At 58.9% G+C, this 20,097-nt stretch carries 18 protein-coding genes and 1 pseudogene; 11 read left to right on the top strand and 8 right to left on the bottom strand.

The genetic code is table 11. The annotated features are described in order from the left end of the window. From doeA to ehuR, 4 genes are all read right to left on the bottom strand, one after another. A complete protein-coding gene (gene doeA / locus ACMX25_RS11335) occupies nt 1–1,230 on the bottom strand; it encodes an ectoine hydrolase DoeA (RefSeq protein ID WP_414949911.1) in 1,230 nt (409 codons plus the stop codon). Nucleotides 1,231–1,248: 18 nt separating this feature from the next. Beyond that, nucleotides 1,249–2,241, bottom strand: coding sequence for a cyclodeaminase (locus tag ACMX25_RS11330; protein WP_414949910.1), 993 nt, complete (start codon nt 2,239–2,241; stop codon nt 1,249–1,251). Nucleotide 2,242: 1 nt separating this feature from the next. After that, nucleotides 2,243–3,217, bottom strand: a complete 975-nt coding sequence (gene eutB / locus ACMX25_RS11325; RefSeq protein WP_414949908.1) for a hydroxyectoine utilization dehydratase EutB — start codon at nt 3,215–3,217, stop codon at nt 2,243–2,245. Nucleotides 3,218–3,325: 108 nt separating this feature from the next. Further along, a complete protein-coding gene (gene ehuR, locus ACMX25_RS11320; protein ID WP_414949906.1) occupies nt 3,326–4,723 on the bottom strand; it encodes a MocR-like ectoine utilization transcription factor EhuR in 1,398 nt (465 codons plus the stop codon). 226 nt (nt 4,724–4,949) lie between these two features. On the opposite strand from ehuR, the gene ehuB reads away from it, so the two are divergent. The 4 genes from ehuB to ehuA all read left to right on the top strand — a co-directional run bounded on the left by ehuB (nt 4,950) and on the right by ehuA (nt 8,093). After that, nucleotides 4,950–5,807, top strand: a complete 858-nt coding sequence (gene ehuB / locus ACMX25_RS11315) for an ectoine/hydroxyectoine ABC transporter substrate-binding protein EhuB (RefSeq protein ID WP_414949904.1) — start codon at nt 4,950–4,952, stop codon at nt 5,805–5,807. A 66-nt stretch (nt 5,808–5,873) separates the two neighbouring features. Next, nucleotides 5,874–6,554, top strand: coding sequence for an ectoine/hydroxyectoine ABC transporter permease subunit EhuC (ehuC, locus tag ACMX25_RS11310; RefSeq protein WP_414949903.1), 681 nt, complete (start codon nt 5,874–5,876; stop codon nt 6,552–6,554). After that, nucleotides 6,551–7,210: an ectoine/hydroxyectoine ABC transporter permease subunit EhuD gene (ehuD, locus tag ACMX25_RS11305; RefSeq protein WP_414949901.1), complete on the top strand. Its 660-nt coding sequence runs from the start codon at nt 6,551–6,553 to the stop codon at nt 7,208–7,210. Before ehuC ends, ehuD begins: the two co-directional genes overlap by 4 nt. Before the next feature lie 58 nt (nt 7,211–7,268). Next, nucleotides 7,269–8,093, top strand: coding sequence for an ectoine/hydroxyectoine ABC transporter ATP-binding protein EhuA (gene ehuA, locus ACMX25_RS11300; RefSeq protein ID WP_414949899.1), 825 nt, complete (start codon nt 7,269–7,271; stop codon nt 8,091–8,093). A 44-nt stretch (nt 8,094–8,137) separates the two neighbouring features. Here the strand turns inward: ehuA and ACMX25_RS11295 are convergent, their stop codons facing one another. Together ACMX25_RS11295 and ACMX25_RS11290 are read right to left on the bottom strand one after the other, a co-directional pair. Continuing rightward, entirely contained in the window at nt 8,138–8,911 is a 774-nt protein-coding gene (locus ACMX25_RS11295) for a YkgJ family cysteine cluster protein (RefSeq protein ID WP_414949897.1), read from the bottom strand. Between the two features lie 614 nt (nt 8,912–9,525). After that, nucleotides 9,526–10,341 (bottom strand): alpha/beta hydrolase, encoded by an 816-nt coding sequence (locus ACMX25_RS11290; protein ID WP_414949895.1) that lies wholly within the window; start codon nt 10,339–10,341, stop codon nt 9,526–9,528. Between the two features lie 202 nt (nt 10,342–10,543). Here ACMX25_RS11290 and ACMX25_RS11285 point away from each other — a divergent pair. From ACMX25_RS11285 to ald, 6 genes and pseudogenes are all read left to right on the top strand, one after another. Then, nucleotides 10,544–10,963, top strand: a pseudogene (locus tag ACMX25_RS11285) (LysR family transcriptional regulator); the annotation flags it as partial. Between the two features lie 25 nt (nt 10,964–10,988). Further along, a complete protein-coding gene (locus ACMX25_RS11280) occupies nt 10,989–11,162 on the top strand; it encodes a hypothetical protein (RefSeq protein ID WP_414949893.1) in 174 nt (57 codons plus the stop codon). 329 nt (nt 11,163–11,491) lie between these two features. Further along, nucleotides 11,492–12,607, top strand: a complete 1,116-nt coding sequence (locus ACMX25_RS11275) for a porin (RefSeq protein ID WP_414949892.1) — start codon at nt 11,492–11,494, stop codon at nt 12,605–12,607. Nucleotides 12,608–12,840: 233 nt separating this feature from the next. Beyond that, nucleotides 12,841–13,641 (top strand): hypothetical protein, encoded by an 801-nt coding sequence (locus tag ACMX25_RS11270; protein WP_414949891.1) that lies wholly within the window; start codon nt 12,841–12,843, stop codon nt 13,639–13,641. A gap of 418 nt (nt 13,642–14,059) precedes the next feature. Then, nucleotides 14,060–15,403 (top strand): MFS transporter, encoded by a 1,344-nt coding sequence (locus ACMX25_RS11265; protein WP_414949889.1) that lies wholly within the window; start codon nt 14,060–14,062, stop codon nt 15,401–15,403. 168 nt (nt 15,404–15,571) lie between these two features. After that, complete coding sequence (gene ald, locus ACMX25_RS11260) at nt 15,572–16,687, top strand: alanine dehydrogenase (protein ID WP_414949887.1); 1,116 nt, start codon at nt 15,572–15,574, stop codon at nt 16,685–16,687. Between the two features lie 134 nt (nt 16,688–16,821). Here the strand turns inward: ald and ACMX25_RS11255 are convergent, their stop codons facing one another. Together ACMX25_RS11255 and ACMX25_RS11250 are read right to left on the bottom strand one after the other, a co-directional pair. Next, nucleotides 16,822–17,421, bottom strand: coding sequence for a GNAT family N-acetyltransferase (locus ACMX25_RS11255; protein WP_414949973.1), 600 nt, complete (start codon nt 17,419–17,421; stop codon nt 16,822–16,824). A gap of 137 nt (nt 17,422–17,558) precedes the next feature. Continuing rightward, nucleotides 17,559–18,227, bottom strand: coding sequence for an alpha/beta hydrolase (locus tag ACMX25_RS11250; RefSeq protein WP_414949885.1), 669 nt, complete (start codon nt 18,225–18,227; stop codon nt 17,559–17,561). Nucleotides 18,228–18,988: 761 nt separating this feature from the next. Here ACMX25_RS11250 and ACMX25_RS11245 point away from each other — a divergent pair. Then, complete coding sequence (locus ACMX25_RS11245; RefSeq protein WP_414949883.1) at nt 18,989–20,083, top strand: glycosyltransferase family 4 protein; 1,095 nt, start codon at nt 18,989–18,991, stop codon at nt 20,081–20,083. Nucleotides 20,084–20,097 lie beyond the last annotated feature (14 nt).

Here is a 20,097-nt window from a genome sequence, read left to right as displayed (position 1 = left end):
CTACTCCTTCACGAACAATTGACGAGGCGTGTTGCAGAACGTCTCAACACCGGTGCCGGTAATCAGGATGCTTTCCGTGATTTCCAGGCCCCAGTCGTCGAGCCACAGCCCCGGCATGAAGTGAAACGTCATGCCGGGCTCGAGGACCGTCTTGTCCCCCGGGCGCAGGCTCATCGTGCGCTCGCCCCAGTCGGGCGGATAGCTCGCACCGATCGGATACCCGCAGCGGCTGTCCTTCTCTATCCCGGATTTGCGCAGCACCGCAAAGAACGCGTTGGCAACGTCTTCGCAAAGGTTGCCGGGCTTCGCTGCTGCAAGTCCCGCTTCTATACCTTCAACGATGGCCTTTTCCGCATCGATAAAATGCTGCGGCGGGCGCCCGAGATACACCGTGCGCGATTGCGGACAGTGATACCGCCTGAAGCAGCCGGCAATTTCAAAGAACGTTCCCGCGCCCGTGGCGAACTTGGAGTCGTCCCACGTCAGATGCGGCGCGGCTGCGTCGGAGCCAGTCGGCAGCAACGGTACGATCGCGGGGTAATCGCCGCCATATCCCTCCACGCCCGTGATGCCTGCCGAATAGATCTCCGCAACAAGATCGCTCTTGCGCATGCCGGGTTCAATCCGCTCGAGAATCCGTGCGTGCATCTTCTCGACAATCCGCGCCGCAACGCGCATGTACTCGATCTCGCGTGGCGACTTGACAGCACGCTGCCAGTTGACGAGCGCTGTGGCGTCTACCCAGTTTGCTTGCGGCAAATGATGCGTCAACGACGCGTACGCTGCCGCGCTGAAATAGTAGTTGTCTTTCTCAACACCTATCCGGCATTTATCCCAGCCTCGTGCGGCAATCACTTCACGCGACAGGTAATCCATAGGATGCCGAACGGGTGACTGAACATAGTGGTCGGGGTAACCCACTATCTGGTCGTGCTGCATGAAGACCGTGCGCTTGGCGCCGTTTGCGTCCTGTCCGCGACCAAACCATACCGGCCCCCCTTCCATTGGCAGGAGCACGCACTGGTGCACATAGAACGACCACCCGTCGTAGCCGGTGAGCCAGTTCATGTTGGTTGGATCGGAGACAATCAGCAAATCGATCTCCGCTTTTTGCATCGCTCGCCGCGTCTTCGCAATACGTGCGTCGAATTCGCTTTGTTCGAAATGCAGGCGTGCGGCGGGTGCCGCTGCATGTACCGCTTGCTCTTGTGTTTGCGCTTGTTGCGTCATGAATGACATCGTCTCCTGTCAGAGCGTCACGTCGTTGTGAAAAAGGGTTCCCGTGTTCTGCGCACGTGCCCGTTGCAGCGCCAAGGCGGCGATCGCCGTGTCCTGTGCACCTGTTCCAGTGAGGTCGCAAATGGTGATGTCGTCGTCATGTGTGCGCCCTTGGCAAATGCCCGCAATCACATGTCCCAACTCGGCAAAACTGGCGTTCTCTGCCACCAAGCCGGCCTCTATAGCGTGATGAAGCTCGCCGAGAATGCGCGTTTGCTGAAGACGGTCGCAGATGTATCGCCCGGCCGCGAGAACCGCTGGCGCGAGTTCATTCTTGTGTTCGGCATCGGATCCCATTGCGGTGATATGCAAGCCCGGACGCAGGTCTTCAGCATGTATGAGAGGGCTGCGGCTGGGTGTAGTCGTGATGGCGATATCGGCGAGTGCAAGCGCCTCATGCACGCTTGTGGCGACCTCGCAGCGAATGCCCTTCGTGCTCTTCGCAAAGCTCTGCGCGCGCTCCATGTCGCGTGCCCAGACAGTGACATGATCGATCTCGCGTACCAGTCGTAACGCCTCCAGCTGAAGGCGCGCTTGTTCGCCTGCCCCGATCACAGCAACACGCTTCGCATCCTTGCGTGCGAGCCAGCGCGCGGCGACCGCGCCTGCGGCCGCGGTGCGCACCGTGGTGAGGTAACCGTTGTCGAGCAGTACAGCCTCCGTCAATCCGGTGCGTGCCGAAAGCACCAGCATGAGGCCATTGAGACTCGGCAGACCGAGCGCGGGATTGTTGAAGAATCCGGGACTGACCTTGATGGCGAAACTATCGAAACGCGGTAGCCACGCTGTCTTCACATCGACTTCGCCGGCATGCTCCGGAAGGTCGAGACGAAGGATCGGCGGCATGGCCACGGCTTCCGTCGCGAGTGAAAGGAACGCAGATTCAATCTGTTCGATCGCGGCGAGGTCGAGTGGCACCAGTGCACGCAATTGCGCTTCGCCGAGCAAGGTGATGGCGGACATGTCAAGCCTCCTGGATCAAGCGTCGATGCAGCCCGATATCGATATTCGCGCCGCTCACCACCAGCACGACTGGACCGTTCTTGAGCACCACACGGTCGATACGTCCATCAAGCAGCGCGGCAATGCCTACCGCCGCCGCCCCTTCGATCACAAGCCGTTCTTCTTGATACGCATGCACGATGCCCCGCCCAATGGACACTTCGTCCAGCAGCACGACGCTATCGGCAAGCTCTTGTGTGAGTGCAAAGGTATGTTCGTTATCCAGACCGATACCGCCGCCCAGCGAATCTGCGAGCGTCTCGACTTCGTCGACGAGCACCGGTCTTCCCGCCGCGAGACTCGCGTGCATGGCGGCGCCGCGTTCCATGGACACGCCGATCATCGCGACGTTGGCGTTGACGCGCTTGGCCGCAAACGCGACACCGCTAAACAAGCCGCCGCCTGATAACGGCACGACAATGCTCGCGGTATCGGGCAAGGCCTCCATGATCTCCAAGCCGATCGTGGCTTGCCCCGCAATCACATTGAGGTTGTCAAAAGGCGGAACGAATACGAAGCCTTCTTCGCCGGCAAGACGCAACGCCTCCGCCTGTGCTTCGTCCTGGCTCTTGCCCGCAACCACGACACGCGCGCCAAGTGCGGTGACGGCATCGACCTTGTTCTTGGGCACCAAGGCGGACATGCATACGGCCGCCTCCATGCCGAGCGCACGCGCGGCATATGCAATGGCTCGTCCATGATTTCCCGTCGATGCAGTGACCACTTTCCTGATGCCGCGCTCAGCGAGTTCGGCCAGTGCGTTAGTCGCTCCGCGCAGCTTGAAGCTGCCGGTCGGCTGCGTGGTTTCCAGCTTCAGATAGACGTCTGTGCCTGCAATCCGCGACAGCGATGCCGACGCGAGCAGCGGCGTGTGGGTCACACGTCCATCGATACGGCGACGCGCGCGATAGACATCGGCAAGCGAGAGAACAGGCATGAACGGGATCGCAAGATGAAGTAGATGCGATCGAGTCTAATGTCCTAAAAAGCGCTTTTTAATGTCCTAGTTCAATCGATGCAACGAGTGCCCGACGTTGATGCCCGGTTAATTGAAGTCGTGCACGTGCGGGTACTGCTCGAACACTTCGGCAATGGTTTCGAGCGCGGTTTTAAAGGTCGTGTCCGCCACTTCGGCGCCCACGCACAGGCGCACCGCGTTCGGCCTCTCGGCGCCACGCACGAGGAACGGATCGGGCGATGTCACCGCAATCTCGCGGTTGCGCAACTCGCGCGTGACGCGGTCCGCTTGCCAGTAATCCGGCACCTTCAACCACGCTGACAACGCTTGCGGATGACTCCCCAGCAGATAGCGGCCGAGCACCTCGCGCACCATGGCCTGCCTGGTCCCCAGACGCTCGCGTTGCACCTGAACCAGGTGTTGGGCGGTCCCGTCCAAGATCCAGCGCGTGGCGACTTCGGCCATGGGCGACGTCGCCATCCAGCTGCTCACGCGCAGCACGCTTTCAGCGCGCAGCGCAAGGCGTCGCGGCATGGTGAGATAACCTATTCGCAAGCCGGTCAGCACCGACTTCGTCATGCTCGTGCAGTAAAACGACAGCTCGGGAATCAGGCTGGCGATAGGCGTCTGCGTCTTCGCGGGCAGTGCGCCATATACGTCGTCCTCAATCACGTACACGCCATAACGCTCGGCAATGCGTGCGATTGCGCGACGCCGCGAATCCGGCATCAAGGCAACCGTGGGGTTGTTCAGCGTCGGGGTGCAGACGAGCGCGCTGACGCGCTCGCTGTCGCACATCTCTTCGAAATGCTCGGGACGTATGCCGTATTCATCTATCTCAAGGCCCTTGAGCGTAAAGCCCAGCACGTTCGCGGAGCCGATCACCCCGTGGTCGGTCAGGCTCTCGCACAGTACGGTGTCGCCGGGGCCGACGAACGATGCCAGCGCGAGGAAGATGCCATGGGCGGCGCCGTTGGTGACCAGCAGCGTCTCCGGATTCGCCGGCATGCCAAGCGTGGCGAGCCACGCGGCGCCTGCCTGCCGGTGATGCTCAAAACCCGCGATCGGCCGGAACGCGCGTATCCAGGGTTGATCCTCGACGGTGGCAAGCGTCGCGCACACTTTGCGCCACATGGCGTCGTGCTCCGGGGTATGGACGATTCGCGCGATAGAAAAGTCGATGACCTCACGCTCGGCGGTGTCGAGCATGTATTTCGACATGGTCTCGGTGACGCGGGCGGCAACAAAACTGCCTCGGCCCACCTCGCACCGAATCAGTCCTTGCCGCTCCAGTTCCTTATACGCGTTCGTCACGGTCTGCACGCTGATCTCCAGATCCGCCGCCACCTCGCGTTGCGGCGGCAGGCGTGCGCCTGACGCCAAAGCCGCGCTTTCGATGTCCGTCGCAATCGCTTTCACCAGACGTTTGTATTTCGACTCGACGCCATGCACCGTCCGCACCGCGTCACGCCAGCGCTCGTTCACGTTCGCCTCCACTTCATTTAGCAGCTCCCATAGTGGCGCAGAAGCAGCCGTAAAAATTATTGTCCTAGAGCAATTAGAACAAAAATATGGCTTTGTATGCTGCGTTCATGGCGATGTAGCGCAACCTCGAAACTGGAATAAAACCAAGGGTTTGCGAGCATTTTTCGCCAGCAGCGCCGCGCGGGCGGCGCAATCAACCACGCTACGGAAACGGAAACCGATCGACATGAAACTCAAACGAGTGTCTGGAATGCTGGGGGCGCTGTCCATGGTTGCGGCGGCGGGGTTGGTGGCCCATGCGGCCGCAGCGAACGCTGAAACGACCTTGCAGCGCATTCAACGCACTGGCGAAGTGCGCATTGGTTACGCGAATGAAACCCCCTTTGCCTATACCACGCCGGACGGCACCGTGACCGGCGAGTCGCCCGAGATTGCGAAGAAGGTGTTTGCCAAGCTGGGCGTCAAGAAAGTCGATGCAGTGCTCACCGAGTGGGGTTCGCTTATTCCCGGCCTGCGCGCAGGGCGCTTCGATGTGATTGCAGCCGGCATGTACATCACGCCTGAGCGCTGCAAGCAGGTCGCCTTTGCCAACCCTCAATACCAGATCCAGGACACCCTGCTGACGCTTAAGGGCAATCCGAAGAGCCTGAAAAGTTACGCGGACGTGGGTAAAAATCCTGATTCGAAACTGGCTGTGATGGCGGGATCGGTTGAGCTCGGCTATGCGCGCGACTCCGGCGTCAAGGACGGGCAATTGCTGCAGGTACCCGATACCACCGCACAGTTGCAGGCCGTGCGAGCAGGCCGTGCCGATGCTGCCGCCGGCACCGCGCTGACGATGAAGGGACTTGCCTCCAAGGCGGGTCCAACGGTCGAAGCCATTCCGAAGTTCACCGACGATCCCAAGCACACGGGTTATGGCGCCCTTGCCTTCCGCCCTGACGATACCGATCTGCGTGACGCCGTCAACCAGCAACTTAAGGTTTGGCTCGGCACGCCGGATCATCTGAAGACGGTCGCCCCGTTCGGCTTCGATAAAAGCAACCTGACGGACAAGACGGCCGCGGCACTCTGCGCCGGGTGACCGTCTTTGTTTGACGAGCCGGCGCCTGCCGGCTTGCATCGCCTCAAGTCTTAAACGAGGGACGCCATGGGCGACTTGCATGAACTCTTGCCGCTGCTGATGAAGGGCACGCTCGTCACGGTCGAGATCGCGGTATCCGGTATCGTGCTGGCCATCGTGATGGCCAGCACGGCGGCCGTTCTGCGCTCATCGACATGGCGCGTGTTGCGCTGGACCGCCAACGTATACGTTGAAGTATTTCGCGGAACGTCGTTACTGGTACAGCTATTCTGGTTTTTCTTCGTGCTGCCCTTGCCGCCGTTCAACCTGGAACTGACTCCGTTCACCGTCGCCATTGTCGGACTGGGATTGCACTACGGCGCCTACGGCTCCGAGATCCTGCGCGGGGCATTGCGTTCAGTGCCGGGTGGGCAATACGAAGCGGCGCTTGCGTTGAACATGCCCGCGTCGACCAGGATGCGCCGCATTGTCTTGCCCCAAGCCATGATCAACGCACTGCCGCCGGCCACGAACCTGATGATCGAATTATTGAAAGGGACCTCGCTGGTTTCGCTGATCACGCTTTCCGACCTCACCTTCCGCGCGCGTCAGCTCGACGAGGCGACCTTCAAGACGGCTGAGATTTTTGCGTTGACGCTAGTGATCTATTTCGTCATGGCGCAGATCGTGGTCGCCATCATGCGTCATTTCGAACGCCGCGTCAGTCATGGCATTAGTGTTAAATCCATGCAGAGGATGGCGAAATGAATTCCTTTTTCGACGTCAAATACGCGGTGCATATTCTGCCCGACCTGCTGCGCGCGTCCATGTACACCATCGGCATTACGCTGGTGGGCTTCGCGATCGCCCTCGTACTTGGATTGATGTTCGCCATCTTGCGACGCAGCTCCATTGCGCCGGTCGCACGGGTGACGGGATTTTTTGTCGAGTTCATTCGCAGCACACCCTTGCTGATCCAGGTCTATGTGTTGTTCTATGTGGCGCCGCTCTACGGTCTCACCATGTCGGCGCTGACTGCGGGCACCATCGGCATTGCGGTCCACTACGCGTGTTACGTGTCCGAGGTTTATCGCGCGGGATTGAACGGCGTGGCACGCGGGCAATGGGAAGCGGCCTGTGCATTGTCGTTGTCGCCGTGGCGCACGTATAGCGGCGTCATTCTTCCCCAAGCAATCCGCCCAGTCATTCCGGCGCTTGGGAATTATCTCGTCGCCATGTTCAAGGACACGCCTGTGCTGTCGGCCATCACGGTGGTCGAACTGATGCAACAAGCGAAGAATATTGGCTCGGAAACGTTTCGCTATCTCGAACCGATCACCATGACCGGCCTGTTCTTTTTATTGATCAGCGTGACGTTCGCCTCGGGCGTGCGACACCTTGAACGTCGCGTGAGATTGCCATGATGCAGGTTCTATTCGAACGACCGGCAGGGGCATGCTGATGGAACTCCAGGAGAAGCAGATGAAACGGGATCTCGACCCCGCACTCGGCACAGACGCCGTCACGCCCAACGTCCAGCCGATGGTGCGCTTTGCCGGCGTCACGAAACGATACGGCTCGCTCACCGTGCTTGATGCACTCGATCTGGAGGTCGGGCGCAATGAGAAGGTCGCGATCATCGGACCGAGCGGGTCGGGCAAATCCACCTTGCTGCGCGTGCTGATGACGCTCGATCCGCTAACCGATGGCCTGATCGAAGTGGAAGGCGAACCGCTCACGCACATGCGCCGTAATGGCGCGCTAGTGCCAGCCTCCGAGCGGCATGTCCGCGAAGTGCGCCGCAAGATTGGCATGGTGTTCCAGAGCTTTAACCTGTTCCCGCATATGACGGCGCTGCAAAATACGATTGAGGCGCCGCTAAGGGTGCTTGGCATGTCGAAGCGCGATGCAAACGAACGAGGCCGCGAGTTGTTGTCCATGGTCGGGCTCGACGATAAGTGCGATCACTATCCGTCGCAGCTATCGGGCGGGCAGCAGCAGCGCGTGGCCATTGCTCGGGCGTTGGCAATGAGGCCGAAGGTGATGCTATTCGACGAAGTGACCTCGGCGCTCGATCCCGAGTTATGCGGCGAAGTGCTGAACGTGATTCGGAAGCTGGGGCACGAGCACGATCTTACGATGCTGATGGTGACCCACCAGATGGGATTCGCAAAGGAATTCGCGGACCGCGTGTGTTTCTTCTCGCAAGGAAAGATTATTGAGCAGGCGCCACCGCAGCAGTTTTTTGGAGCGCCGCAACATGAGCGCACGCAACAGTTCCTGCGTGCTGTGCGGGAAGCGACCTGACATGCTCCGGCCATCGTGACCGATGGGCCCGGGCATTCCGAAGTTCACGCCGTGGCGGGAAAGAACCCGAGGTAATCGAATGCGGGTGCATCGGCTTTGACGTAATGAACACCCGTTGCTCCTATGGACACAAGCGTATCCACGGTTTCACGACGGTTCGATACAACTCTCCACTGCGGAAAATCCTCATCTGCAGCGCAGCTTTCGCGAGCACGTTTCAACGCGGCTATGGCGAGGTCGACAGGCGGCGAATAGACCACCAGCCCTTCGTTACCCAGCGCTGCCGCGTCAATGTCCAGATCGGCGCATGCGCGTGCTTTGGCCGGGGCGTCGCTGACATCGGCGGCACGCGACTTGGCAATCAACGCGAACGTCTCGGGATCGACCACGCGTTGTGCACGCATCAGTAGCGGCTTGTCCGAGGTCCACGCTTCCGGCGGACATTCTTTCTGCTCGGGTTTCAACTCGATGAACGGATTGATCTCCGCCGGATAAATCCGGCAGACAGTCGGGCGTTCCTCATACACGCCGCAACTCAAGTTCGATTGCAGGTGCGGACACGCACCCTCGAACGATGCTGCCAGCACCACCACTATCCGCACGGGCAACTCGCCGCTAGCCGCGGCGAACGACCGGCGGCGTTTATGCTGCGCTTGCAGGTTGTCGGCGGGCGGCTCATCTGGCCATGGCACAGCTTCGCAAAGAAACTGGACCTCGCCGCCGCGCTCAAGCCATAAGATCGCTTCGTCAATGCTCAAAGGCAGCTTGAGGTCATGGCAGCATTTGCCGCACATGGTGCATTCAAAATTGATATCCATCTAGTGACGCTTCTCCTCGAAAGGCATCTGTAATTAGCGGGGCGCTGGCGCAGTGCTGGATGATAAAGCGGGACCTGTATGCCTATTCGGCGATTTCAGGGAACGGGTTACATGTCCACGGGTTTTTTGCGCTGATTTTCGACGCTTGCTTTCTGTGCTTACTTTCAGCAACCATTCAACGAGTGATCGTTCGCGCGCCTTTGTCCATTAATGCTGGCCTCTTACGTGAAGCGAGACTCTATCCGGGCAGATTCTATTCTCTTTGGCGACGCAAGAAATACAAAGGCGGCCGAGTGGAGATTCCCGGGCGCCCTGCTGTGATATCGGACTCTAAGCTTAAGCGCTCGCATCAGCGAAGGCATAGCCTGGTCCTAGCATCGGTTAGCGCTGTGCGATGCTCGACTCCGGCACACCTGCTGCTGCAGAATCGCCCCGCCCACCCGAACAAATCGACTTCATAAGACGCCGCGGCCTGTGCGCGCCATAACATCTGCGACGGAATATTGATCCCATCAGGTCGAAGCTGCGACGCCGGGCAATCCGCTCGTCCGTCGCCTGGACATTTTTTGCTCCGATTAAATCGCTAGGAATTTTTAATGAATCGCTGTGATCGTTTAGCGTCTGAGTGCCTTCGAATGTAGCCGTTTCTGGAAGAACATCACGACATCGGCTAGCGCCGCCGGATGTGTTCGCAGCTCATGGTGCGAAGCGTTGCAATGGCGCGTGACTTCGGTAGGCACGCCGGCAGCAATCAATTCGCTCGCGTATTTTTCTGCTTCAACGTGCAGCAGATCGTGCTGCGCACTGGCGATCAATGCCGGCGGCAAACCGGCCAACCGGCGTGACTCAATCGGGGCCGCGTACGGATGGAGCCATTGCGATGCATTGGGCAAATACGCTCGATAACATTGCGCGCACTCGCGCGCGCCAAGATCCGGAGCGACAATCTCGTCCGCCTTGGCCATGCGCGTCATGCTGGGATCGAGTAAAGGCGCAAGCAGCGCCTGCGCGGAAAAAGCGAACTGGCCGCGATCCCGTGCGACCGCGGCAAGACAGGTCGCGAGATTGCCGCCGGCATCGTGACCGGCCACGCCCATGCGCCTCGCATCCGCGCCTTGCGCGCGGGCATTGGCTACCGCCCATTGGGTCGCGCGGTAGCCATCTTCGAGCGCGGCGGGAAATGGAAATTGGGGAGACAGCGAGTAACCCACCGACACCACCCACGCCTGCGTGCGACGGGCGATTGTCGCTGCCGCAATCTCTGCGTCGTCGGGCGAGCCACGTACAAAACCACCGCCGTGGAAATAAATGACGATCGGTAAAAGCGCGCCTTTAGATGCCGGCAAATAGCTTCGTACCTTGATGAGTTGCACGTGTCCCGTGATCGATACATCTTCGATGCCAAGCGTCCGATCGCTCGTCGATTGCATGTTCCATGTGACGGGTTATGCGTCATTCCGCCAAAGTTACGATGCATCCCATTGTGGGCTTCAGCGCAATTCTGATAAATGGTTATAATCCAGAAGACAATTCGCTCGCTTTGAACAATCGCGATAGAACGCAGCGAGGTACCCATTTCTGCTTGAACAACGGGCTGCCGCGTGCGCGGCTAAGCATTGAAAGTGAGGCACCATGGACCGGCTACAGGCAATGCAGGTCTTCACGAAAATCGTGGAGATGCACAGTTTTTCCCGCGCCGCGGATGCGCTGAACCTGCCGCACGCGCCCACCACCACGATCATCAAGAACCTGGAGGCACACCTGCGTGTGCGCCTCCTGCAGCGCACGACAAGACGGTTGAACCTGACTCCGGAAGGAGCGCAATATTACGAACGCTGTCTGCGCATCCTGGCTGCAATCGATGAAACTGAGGACTCCCTCTCAAATACCGGAAAGGGTCCGCGAGGCAAGCTTCGCATCGATATGCCGGGGTCTATCGGCAGGTTGATCGTGATGCCAAGGCTGATCGAATTTCGCGAGCGCTACCCTGACATTGACCTGATGGTCGGCTTCGGAGACAAGCCCGTGGACCTCGTGCAGGACGGCGTGGAATCGCCACCTGGCACCCAAGGTGCGCATGTTTGTTGACTGGATTGCGCTGGTCTTCAAAAAATGTCCGTTGATGTCCGATAACAAGGACATTCAAGGCCGCTGCCTGATCGCCGGAGCCGACTACGAGGCAGCTTTATACGGCACCGGCACAGCTCGCGCGCCTGCGACCCCCGCGCCCCCTGCACAAGCCTACGCGTGATTCCCTTTAGCCCGCGTGCACCGCAGTCATCATCGTCGAGTGATCAGGCGCGTCGCTCCAACACGCGAGATTGTTCGCGTATCAACAATTAACTATTCGTTCCAAACATATTTATCTAATGCCGATGTTTGATTAAGTTGGTATCCGTTTTCATCCGTGGGGGAAAATCCTCCCCCTGCCTCCACGGCCAGCCCCGGATTTGCCCAAAAGGTCCGGGGCTTTTTTACCCGTGGTTAGCGCAGAAAAACGCAAATACATGACGTATGGCTGCGTAATAAAATACGCCGAATAAACCGGTGGCGCAGTTGAAATGAACTATTGGAGGGGACATGAAGAAGCTCACAGCCGTTGCGCTGGCATCGGTGTTGGCTACGGGCGCGGGAGTCGCGCGCGCTCAAAGCAGTGTGACCTTGTATGGGCGTATAGACGCCGGCCTCGAGTACATGACCGGCGTACCGACGGGACAAAATCCCGTGACCGGCGCGGCGACCGGAAGCAGTCATCGCTTCAAGGCCGAAAGTGGAGACTGGGGGACGAGTCTCTGGGGCTTCAAGGGTGTGGAGGATCTTGGCGGCGGCACCAAAGCCGTATTCCACCTGGAAGGCGCATTCAGCACCATGACGGGTCAAGGCCCTTCGAACGGCGGCTTGTTCGACCGGTATGCCACAGTGGGAATTGCTGACGATCACTTCGGTACGGTGCTTCTTGGCAAGGAGCTTTTCCTCTCGAACGGTGTCTGGGACTTCGACCCGTTTGGGCAAAGCAACTGGTCATCGGCGTCGCTCGTTCGCGGCCGTAACTGGAATCACACGAGCAATAACATTTCGTACCAGTCGCCTACCATTGCCGGCTTTGACATTAGCGGACAATACGCGTTATCCAACGCGACCAACTGGAATGGCAACGGCACGACCGCGCAAGGCCGCGCCGACGCTATCCAGATCACCTACACGCAACCCGTTTTCCAGATCCGTGCGATCTACGATGAATGGCGCGATGCCGCTAATGGAACGCTGGACGACGCTTTCAATTTCTCTCGCGAATACTTTGGCGGCGTCAATGTGTTCTTAGGGAAATTCAAGCTGCAGGCGGTTTATCAGCAGTCGCATTCAACCTCCGGCGCTTTGTCGGGCGGCATCACGACCACTAGCCAGGAATGGGGCGGCGTGACGTGGCAAGCTACGCCAGCGGCCGCGCTCATTGCCGCGGTGTATCACATCAACGCAAACAACGGCGGCGGCAATGCGACCCTCTACACAATCGGCGGCACGTACAACCTGACGAAGCGTACCCTGCTCGATTTCCAGATTGCGACCGCCCGCAACAGCGCCAATGCGAACTTCGGCTTGAACGCTAATTCCTTCGGCGATACAACCGCTACCGACAATCCGCTTCCCGGTCACAGCCAGTCGGGCGCATACGCGGGGATTCAGCATCTTTTCTAGGCAATCCGCCTAAGCAATGCGTGCACCGATACTTGCCGGTTGCACGCATTGCCTTAAGCGACACGTCTTTGCTTGCGGCGTTTATCGTGGTACCAGGCTGAGCAAACAGAAGCAGTCATGGGTGAGCGCAATGCGCTCTTAAACAGGCATCGCCTAAATTCTGGTTAAGCCCATTTCGGCTAAGCGCATTAGGAAGTCGTGTACGATCCGGTTTTAAATCTGCCTGACTTACCATGCTCGCGCTGAAGCTGACGCTGGTCCCGTTCTTTCTGCTGGTCGTTTCCATGTCGGGCAAATGGTGGGGTCCCACTATCGCAGGCTGGCTTGCAGGACTGCCCTTTGTTGCCGGCCCTATCCTGTTCCTGCTAGTCCTCGCTCACGGACCAGTTTTCGGAGCGCATGCGGCTACCCTGTCGTTGTCCGCCATCCTCGCTTCCGAAGCATTTAACTTCGCTTATGCATGGACCTGCCGATCCCGGTCCTGGCCTCTTGCCCTGACAACTGGACTCGCAAGCTGGCTCGTCGCAGCCATTGTCCTCGCTTCAATGCCGGCATCGCCCGCATGGGCTATCGCGGCCGCGCTGATTGCCGTCGCGTTCGGACAGACGTTTCTCCCTCGTAGCAACGCCATTGCCCGAATTGCACCGCTTGGCCGCAACGACCTCATTGGACGCATGATTGCGGGCGCTGCGCTAACGGTCCTGGTCACTACGCTATCGTCTGCGCTCGGGCCCAAATGGAGCGGACTTCTGGCGGTGTTCCCGCTGTTGGGGATCGTGCTTTCTGTCTCGTCTCATCGGGCGCATGGCCCTGACTTTGTAGTATCGCTTTTGCGAGGCATGGTACTCGGCCGGTTCTCCTTCGCCGCGTTCTGTCTCTGCCTTATCTTCGCACTCCCCAGACAAGCGGCCTCCCTGGCATTCGTCGAAGCCGCCATCCTCGCAATGGGCGTGCAATGGACCACCAAACGCCTCGCACACGCACAACGCGCCCGCACGGGCGAGGTGCTGTCCGTGCCCGCGCCGCGAGAGTGAGCAACCAGGTTATTACGCATGGCAGCGGGCTTAGATCTGCCCCAATCCGCCATCGACTGCAATCTCGCCGCCGGTCAGGTACGACGCAGCAATCGGCCGGCTACCGCATGTGATATCTGGATAAACCCTTAGCGCTACACCCTGAAGATGAGATGACGAATGTCCTAGAACACGCATCGATCTTGACGATCGCTTAGGGGGAATTCCAGGCTATTCATGAAGTCAAAATCTACAGAAAGCCGAGTCCAGCAAGTCTCTGTCTTGAATGACATGCGAGTATGCAAGCGTCCTCGCGCGTCTCATGGAAAACCCCGGCACATTCATCGTCCTAGGACATCGAATTGGGATCACACTGAGCGGTATCTTGAATCAGCAGTGGCGCCTGCGTTGCCGCTGCCCATGATTCAGGAGGAAGACAATGAGCTACGCACAGCCAACGATCAATCAACCAGCTCGACAGACCCCATCCAGTCTTCTGCGACGGGCAATTGCGGCGTCAGCATTAGGCAATGCCACCGAATGGTTCGACTATGGCATCTACGCTTACGGCTTGACCTATATCTCGGCCGCCCTGTTTCCCGGCAGCACCGCCGAAGCCACCTTGTTCGCGCTGGCGACCTTCGCCATATCGTTTCTCGTGCGTCCGCTAGGCGGCCTGTTCTGGGGACCGCTTGGCGACCGGCTAGGGCGAAAATACGTGCTTGCCCTGACGATCATCATGATGTCGGTCGCCACGCTTCTTGTAGGGCTGCTACCCACCTACGCCAGCATCGGCTTATGGGCACCTGCGTTGCTGATCGTATTGCGCCTGGTGCAAGGATTCTCGACCGGTGGCGAGTACGGTGGAGCAGCGACCTTCATGGCCGAATACGCGCCGGACAAGAAACGTGGCTTCTGCGGCAGTTTCCTCGAATTCGCCACGCTGGCGGGCTTCTCGCTTGGTGCGCTGTTAATGCTCGGTTGCTCGTTTGTGCTAGGCAACGAAGCGATGCATGCCTGGGGATGGCGCCTGCCCTTTCTGATTGCTGCGCCGCTCGGCATGATCGGGTTTTATCTGCGCGCCAAAATGGAGGACACACCCGTCTTCCTCGAACTCGAACAGTCAGCACAAAAAAAGCAGCACGCAAGGGTATCCCTGAAAGAACTGCTGACCGAGTTCTGGAAGCCCCTGTTATTGCTGGGCGGCCTGGTCGTGGCATTGAACGTTGTCAATTACGTGCTGCTTGCCTACATGCCGACCTTCATGCAAAAACAGTTGGGCATGAGCGAAAACATGTCGTTGCTCGTACCGCTGGTCGGCATGCTGGCGATGATGGTATTCCTGCCCTTCGCGGGCACGTTCTCCGACCGGGTCGGCCGCAAGAACGTCTGGTGGTTCTCCTTGATCGGGCTCTTTATCGCCGCGGTGCCCATGTTCATTCTGATGACGCATGGCACGATTGGCGCACTGATCGGTTTCGCCGTATTAGGTCTGCTCTATGTTCCTCAATTAGCGAGCATCTCGGCCATGTTTCCGGCAATGTTCCCTACTCAGGTCCGCTACGCAGGCATGGCGATCGCCTATAACGTGTCGACCTCCATCTTCGGCGGCACCGCGCCCATGGTCAACGAATGGCTCATCGGGCGTACAGGCAACAACCTCATTCCGGCTTACTACATGATGGCTTCATGTTTGATTGGTGCCCTTGCGTTGGTCTTCGTCACAGAGACCACCGGCTGTTCGCTGCGCGGGCGAGGTATTCCCGGTAAGGTGCAAACGTGATCCTGGACAGGGCATTGTCAATGCGCGGCGGTGACTGTTCTGGCTTGTAGAGTATTACCCCTTGGCGGCTGCGGATCGCCTTGTTTCCGCGTGCAAGGGTTTGCTTGAGCGTTCATGGCCGCGGGCGCCGGTATTTGGTATTCGGTCTTCTCAGGAGGAAAGTCCATCATGCGTATCGGTCTGCCTAAAGAAATCAAGAACCACGAATATCGGGTCGGGCTGACGCCCGCAGGCGTTCGCGAGCTGGTGTCTCACGGACACGAAGTTGTCGTCCAGACAGCAGCGGGTGCGGAGATAGGGTTATCGGATGATGCGTACCGGGCTGCGGGCGCGGCTGTCGTCGACACGGCGCAAGAAGTGTTCGCGACTGCGGAGATGATCATCAAGGTGAAAGAGCCCCAACCCGCCGAATGCGCGATGCTGCGTGCTGGGCAAATTCTTTACACGTACCTGCATCTTGCGCCTGACCCGGAACAAACACGAGCGTTGATCGAGTCCAAAGCCGTCTGCATTGCTTACGAAACCATCACGGGTCAAGGCGGCGGTTTGCCCTTGCTCGCTCCCATGAGTGAAGTCGCGGGCCGCATGTCGATCCAGGCCGGCGCGGCGCATCTGGAGAAATCCAAGGGAGGAATGGCGTTGCTGCTCGGCGGTGTTCCCGGCGTAGCGCCCGCACATGTGGTGATCATTGGTGCCGGCGTGGTCGGGACCAACGCGTTGCAGATTGCAGTGGGCATGGGCGCCCGCGTGACAATCATCGATAAGAACCTCGAGCGCCTGCGCGCACTGGATGTGATCTACGGCAACCGCGTCACCACGCTATGCTCGAACGCGCAGACGATCGAGGATTCAACGCATGCCGCCGACCTCCTGATCGGCGGCGTGCTTATCCCCGGTGCGGCCGCGCCGAAGCTCGTGACCCGCGACATGATTGCGCACATGAAGCCGGGCGCCGTGGTTGTCGATGTCGCGATCGATCAGGGCGGCTGCTTCGAGACGTCCCGGCCCACGACGCATACCGATCCAACTTTCGTCGTGGATAACGTCGTGCATTACTGCGTGGCCAACATGCCGGGCGCGGTTGCGCGAACCTCGACGTTCGCGCTCACGAACGCAACGATCGGCCACGCACTGGCGATCGCGGACAAAGGATGGCGGCGCGCGTTGTCGAACGATCCACATTTGCGGGCCGGCTTGAACGTATGCGAGGGACACGTCACTTACAAGGCCGTTGCACGCGCACTCGGTTATACGTACGTGCCGGCGGAAAGCCTGCTTACGTGAGTCTCGGGGCGTTATCGGAACCATAAAAGCCGATGCCTCGCGCTCAACCGCGAGGCATTGGCTTTTTCCTGACGGACCATACAGTCCCGCAGGGGATTCCCCCGCCGTACAAGCCGGCGTGTTTCGATCCGGCGTTATCTCGAACGCATCTTCTGCTGCAATAGCGCCTTCACCTCCGGCCATTCCGAATCGATGATGCTAAACCGCACCGAGTTACGCTTGCGGCCGTCGGGCATGATCCGTTCATGCCGGACAATACCTTCCTGCTTCGCACCAATACGCAGGATTGCCGCCCGGGATTTTTCGTTCAGCTCGTCGGTCGTGAATTGGACGCGCACGGCCTTCATGACTTCAAACGCGTGGGTCAAAAGTAGGTACTTCGCTTCAGTATTGACGCCCGACCGCTGCGCCGACGCACTCAGCCAGGAGTGCCCGATTTCGAGCTTTCTATTCACGCGATCGATCTTCCAGAACCGGGTGCTGCCCACCGCCTGCCCAGTCTCTCGCTTGACGATCACGAACGGCATCACGGTTTCGGCCTGCCGACCGGCAAGCGCGGTGGCAATATATTGTCCGGCCGTCTCGGGACCGGGAACGACCGTGACCTTCATGGTCCACAATTCGCCATCTGATGCGGCGTCGACCAGCGCCTCCTGATCCGACGACTGCAGAGGACGAAGTTCGATAGTGGGACCGGTCAGCGTAGGCTGCATATCGTGCGAAGCGTCAGGGATCATGGTCAGCGACTTAAGCTTGAGGGTCTCAATCATAAGTCAAACGCCGAAGATCGATTCCGGTTTGGCGCAGTCCCGAATCCTTTCTTTGGGCAAGGCCGACTCCTCAGGTCCCCAATTGCTAAAACCCCTTGGAATCAAGGCCGGTTTTGCGTTTTCTGCATCCAGTCAACAATGCCGTCGACTACCTTTTCTTCATTTCCGTAGTAGCCGTGCGGAGTCAGGGAGCCACAATCATCCTGGGTACGTTGCGTGCCACCGCTAACGGTCAGGACCGTTGTTGGAGCATGGCGGATCGATTGCGCGATTGACTGCGCCATGGAAGGCGGCGCGACCTTGCATTTGTCATCGGCGTTTGCAACGACTAGCGTAGGTGCGCGGACATCGTCAGGATGTGCATCGAAAACGGTTTCATGAGAGCCACCAAAAATGGACACGGACTCGGTCAAGATCAGGCCGGCAAGCTGCGTTCTGCCGGCATGCGATGCGGCGTTCATGGCGGCAATGGAACCTTGGCTAGTACCAAGCACCCAAACAGGGACATTAGCCTGCCTATGTGCAAACTCAATGATCTTTTTCGTTACCTCTGCGTACTCGGCGCTGCTGCGCTGCCCTCGCATGGACTGATGATCCAGAGCATCGACCAGCACGATGCCATAACCGCGGTCATGCCAGAGATCGTCCGAGCGCACGACGAAATTTTTCGCATTCTTGACGCGCCCACTCTTTTCAATGTCGACCTCGCCGGTGCCTCCAGGAAACATCACGATGATGCCTTTTGGTTCGCGTCCTGCAGCCGTGTACAACACGCGCTGGAAACCTCCGCCTTGCAAGGGCAGGTCCTGCACTATGCCCTCGGCGTCCGACGAGACATCCATGACCTGGGCACTGTCTATTGAGGAATGATGCGGGCCAAGCTGGCGTCCAGAAGCGTGAGCGACGGAAACGCAGAATAAGGCCGCAAGTGAGATGCGCAATAGAAAGTGACGCAAAAGAAAGTGACGCGGCCCAAGTTGAAACATTCAACGCTCCTGTCGGACTAAGCAGCCCAATTAAAATTTTCCGGTGTGCTCATTTGATCCAATCCACCAGAAAAGCGCACAGGGTACAAAGCGTTGATTGGAATGTAAAATATATTCTTTATGCTGCTGCCATACTAAATACGTATGCTTTAATGAATCTGTTTTTGGGATCGACCACCGCGGTCCAGATCTGATCGCTCGACATGGTTCACCTCCGCGACGCTTGCTCGACCACTTCCACTATTCCTTCGTTTAACCCTTCTTGCTAGCGGCACTTCATTCGGAGTCCGAACGAATATCGATCTGCTCCATCTCCCACGTCCAACTTTCGTTCAACCGCGACGGCATCAAACTGACCGCCCGACCCTTCGCAAACGTTTGCATGCTTGCCCGACGATAACCCCCGATGCGCCAAGCCCGACAAGGCTTTGCGACCTCAACAACAAGCCCGGGATTATTTTAGATGCGAGCACTTTTTTACGAATTATTACGATATATTACGACCGCAACAGAATGTCTACGTACTGCCTGGGAGCAGCGAACAGATGAAAGCATTGCGAATACTTCATAGCGAGTCGTCAAGGGGTTGGGGCGGCCAAGAGCATCGCACGCTCAAGGAAATGATCGTGTTGCGCGCCCGGGGCCATGCTGTTGAAGTCGTCTGTCCCGTCGATGCCCGCCTCGGCGTGCGCGCGAAGGAAGAAGGTTTCGCCGTCCATCACGCGAGGATGAAAGGCGGCGCGGACGTCTCGTCCATGTTGACCATCAAGGCCCTGCTGACACGACGCAAGTTCGACGTTCTCAACACGCATAGCGGCCACGACAGCATTGTCGCGGGCACGGCGGGACGGCTTGCCCGCACGCCGCTCGTGGTCCGCACGCGCCATCTCGCCTTGCCCATCAGTTCACTTGCCACCTACACGTGGATTCCGCATCGCGTGATTGCAGTGAGCCGCCATGTTCGTGAATACCTGATTTCAGTGGGTGTATCGAAGAGCCGCGTTGAAACCATCTACGACGGTATCGTCAAGCCGCCCGCCCTTTCGCATTCCACGTTACGCGGTGAACTCGGGCTTGGCGCGGACGCGATCATCGCGGGCATGGTTGCCATCGTGCGCGACAAGAAAGGCCATGAGGATCTGATCGATGCTGTCCGACCCATGCTTGCGGAACGTCCGAACCTGCACGTCGTGATGGCCGGCGACGGGCCGTGGTTCGACAAGATCAAGAATGTTGTCGACGGTTTCGCGATTAGCGATCGTATTCATCTACTGGGCTTTCGCACGGACATTCCGAATGTGCTGCAGGGCTGCGATTTCTTCGTACTGCCAACGCATCAGGAAGCGTTAGGGCAGTCGTATATTGAGGCCATGGCGGCGGGGTTGCCGGTCATCGGCACCGACGTCGACGGCGTGCCGGAACTCATCAGCCACGGCATTAACGGGCTGCTCGTGCCGCCGCATGACATTGAAGCGCTGCGTGCGGCTATTGCCCGCCTGATCGATAACCCGAGGCTGCGCGCGCAACTCGGCGTGGCGGGGCGCCTTCTGACCGATGCGAGCTTTACGGTCGACGGCATGGCCGACGAAACTATCGACTTCTATGAACGCGGCATCAGCGAACGGCGGCTTAACGCGTGAGAGGGCAAGGGAAA

Origin of the sequence: Caballeronia eucalypticola (genome assembly GCF_047608185.1) — a bacterium.
In the GTDB taxonomy this organism is placed as follows: domain Bacteria; phylum Pseudomonadota; class Gammaproteobacteria; order Burkholderiales; family Burkholderiaceae; genus Caballeronia.
The sequence above is the reverse complement of the archived record's forward strand: the minus strand, read 5'-3'. Positions and strand labels throughout refer to the sequence as shown.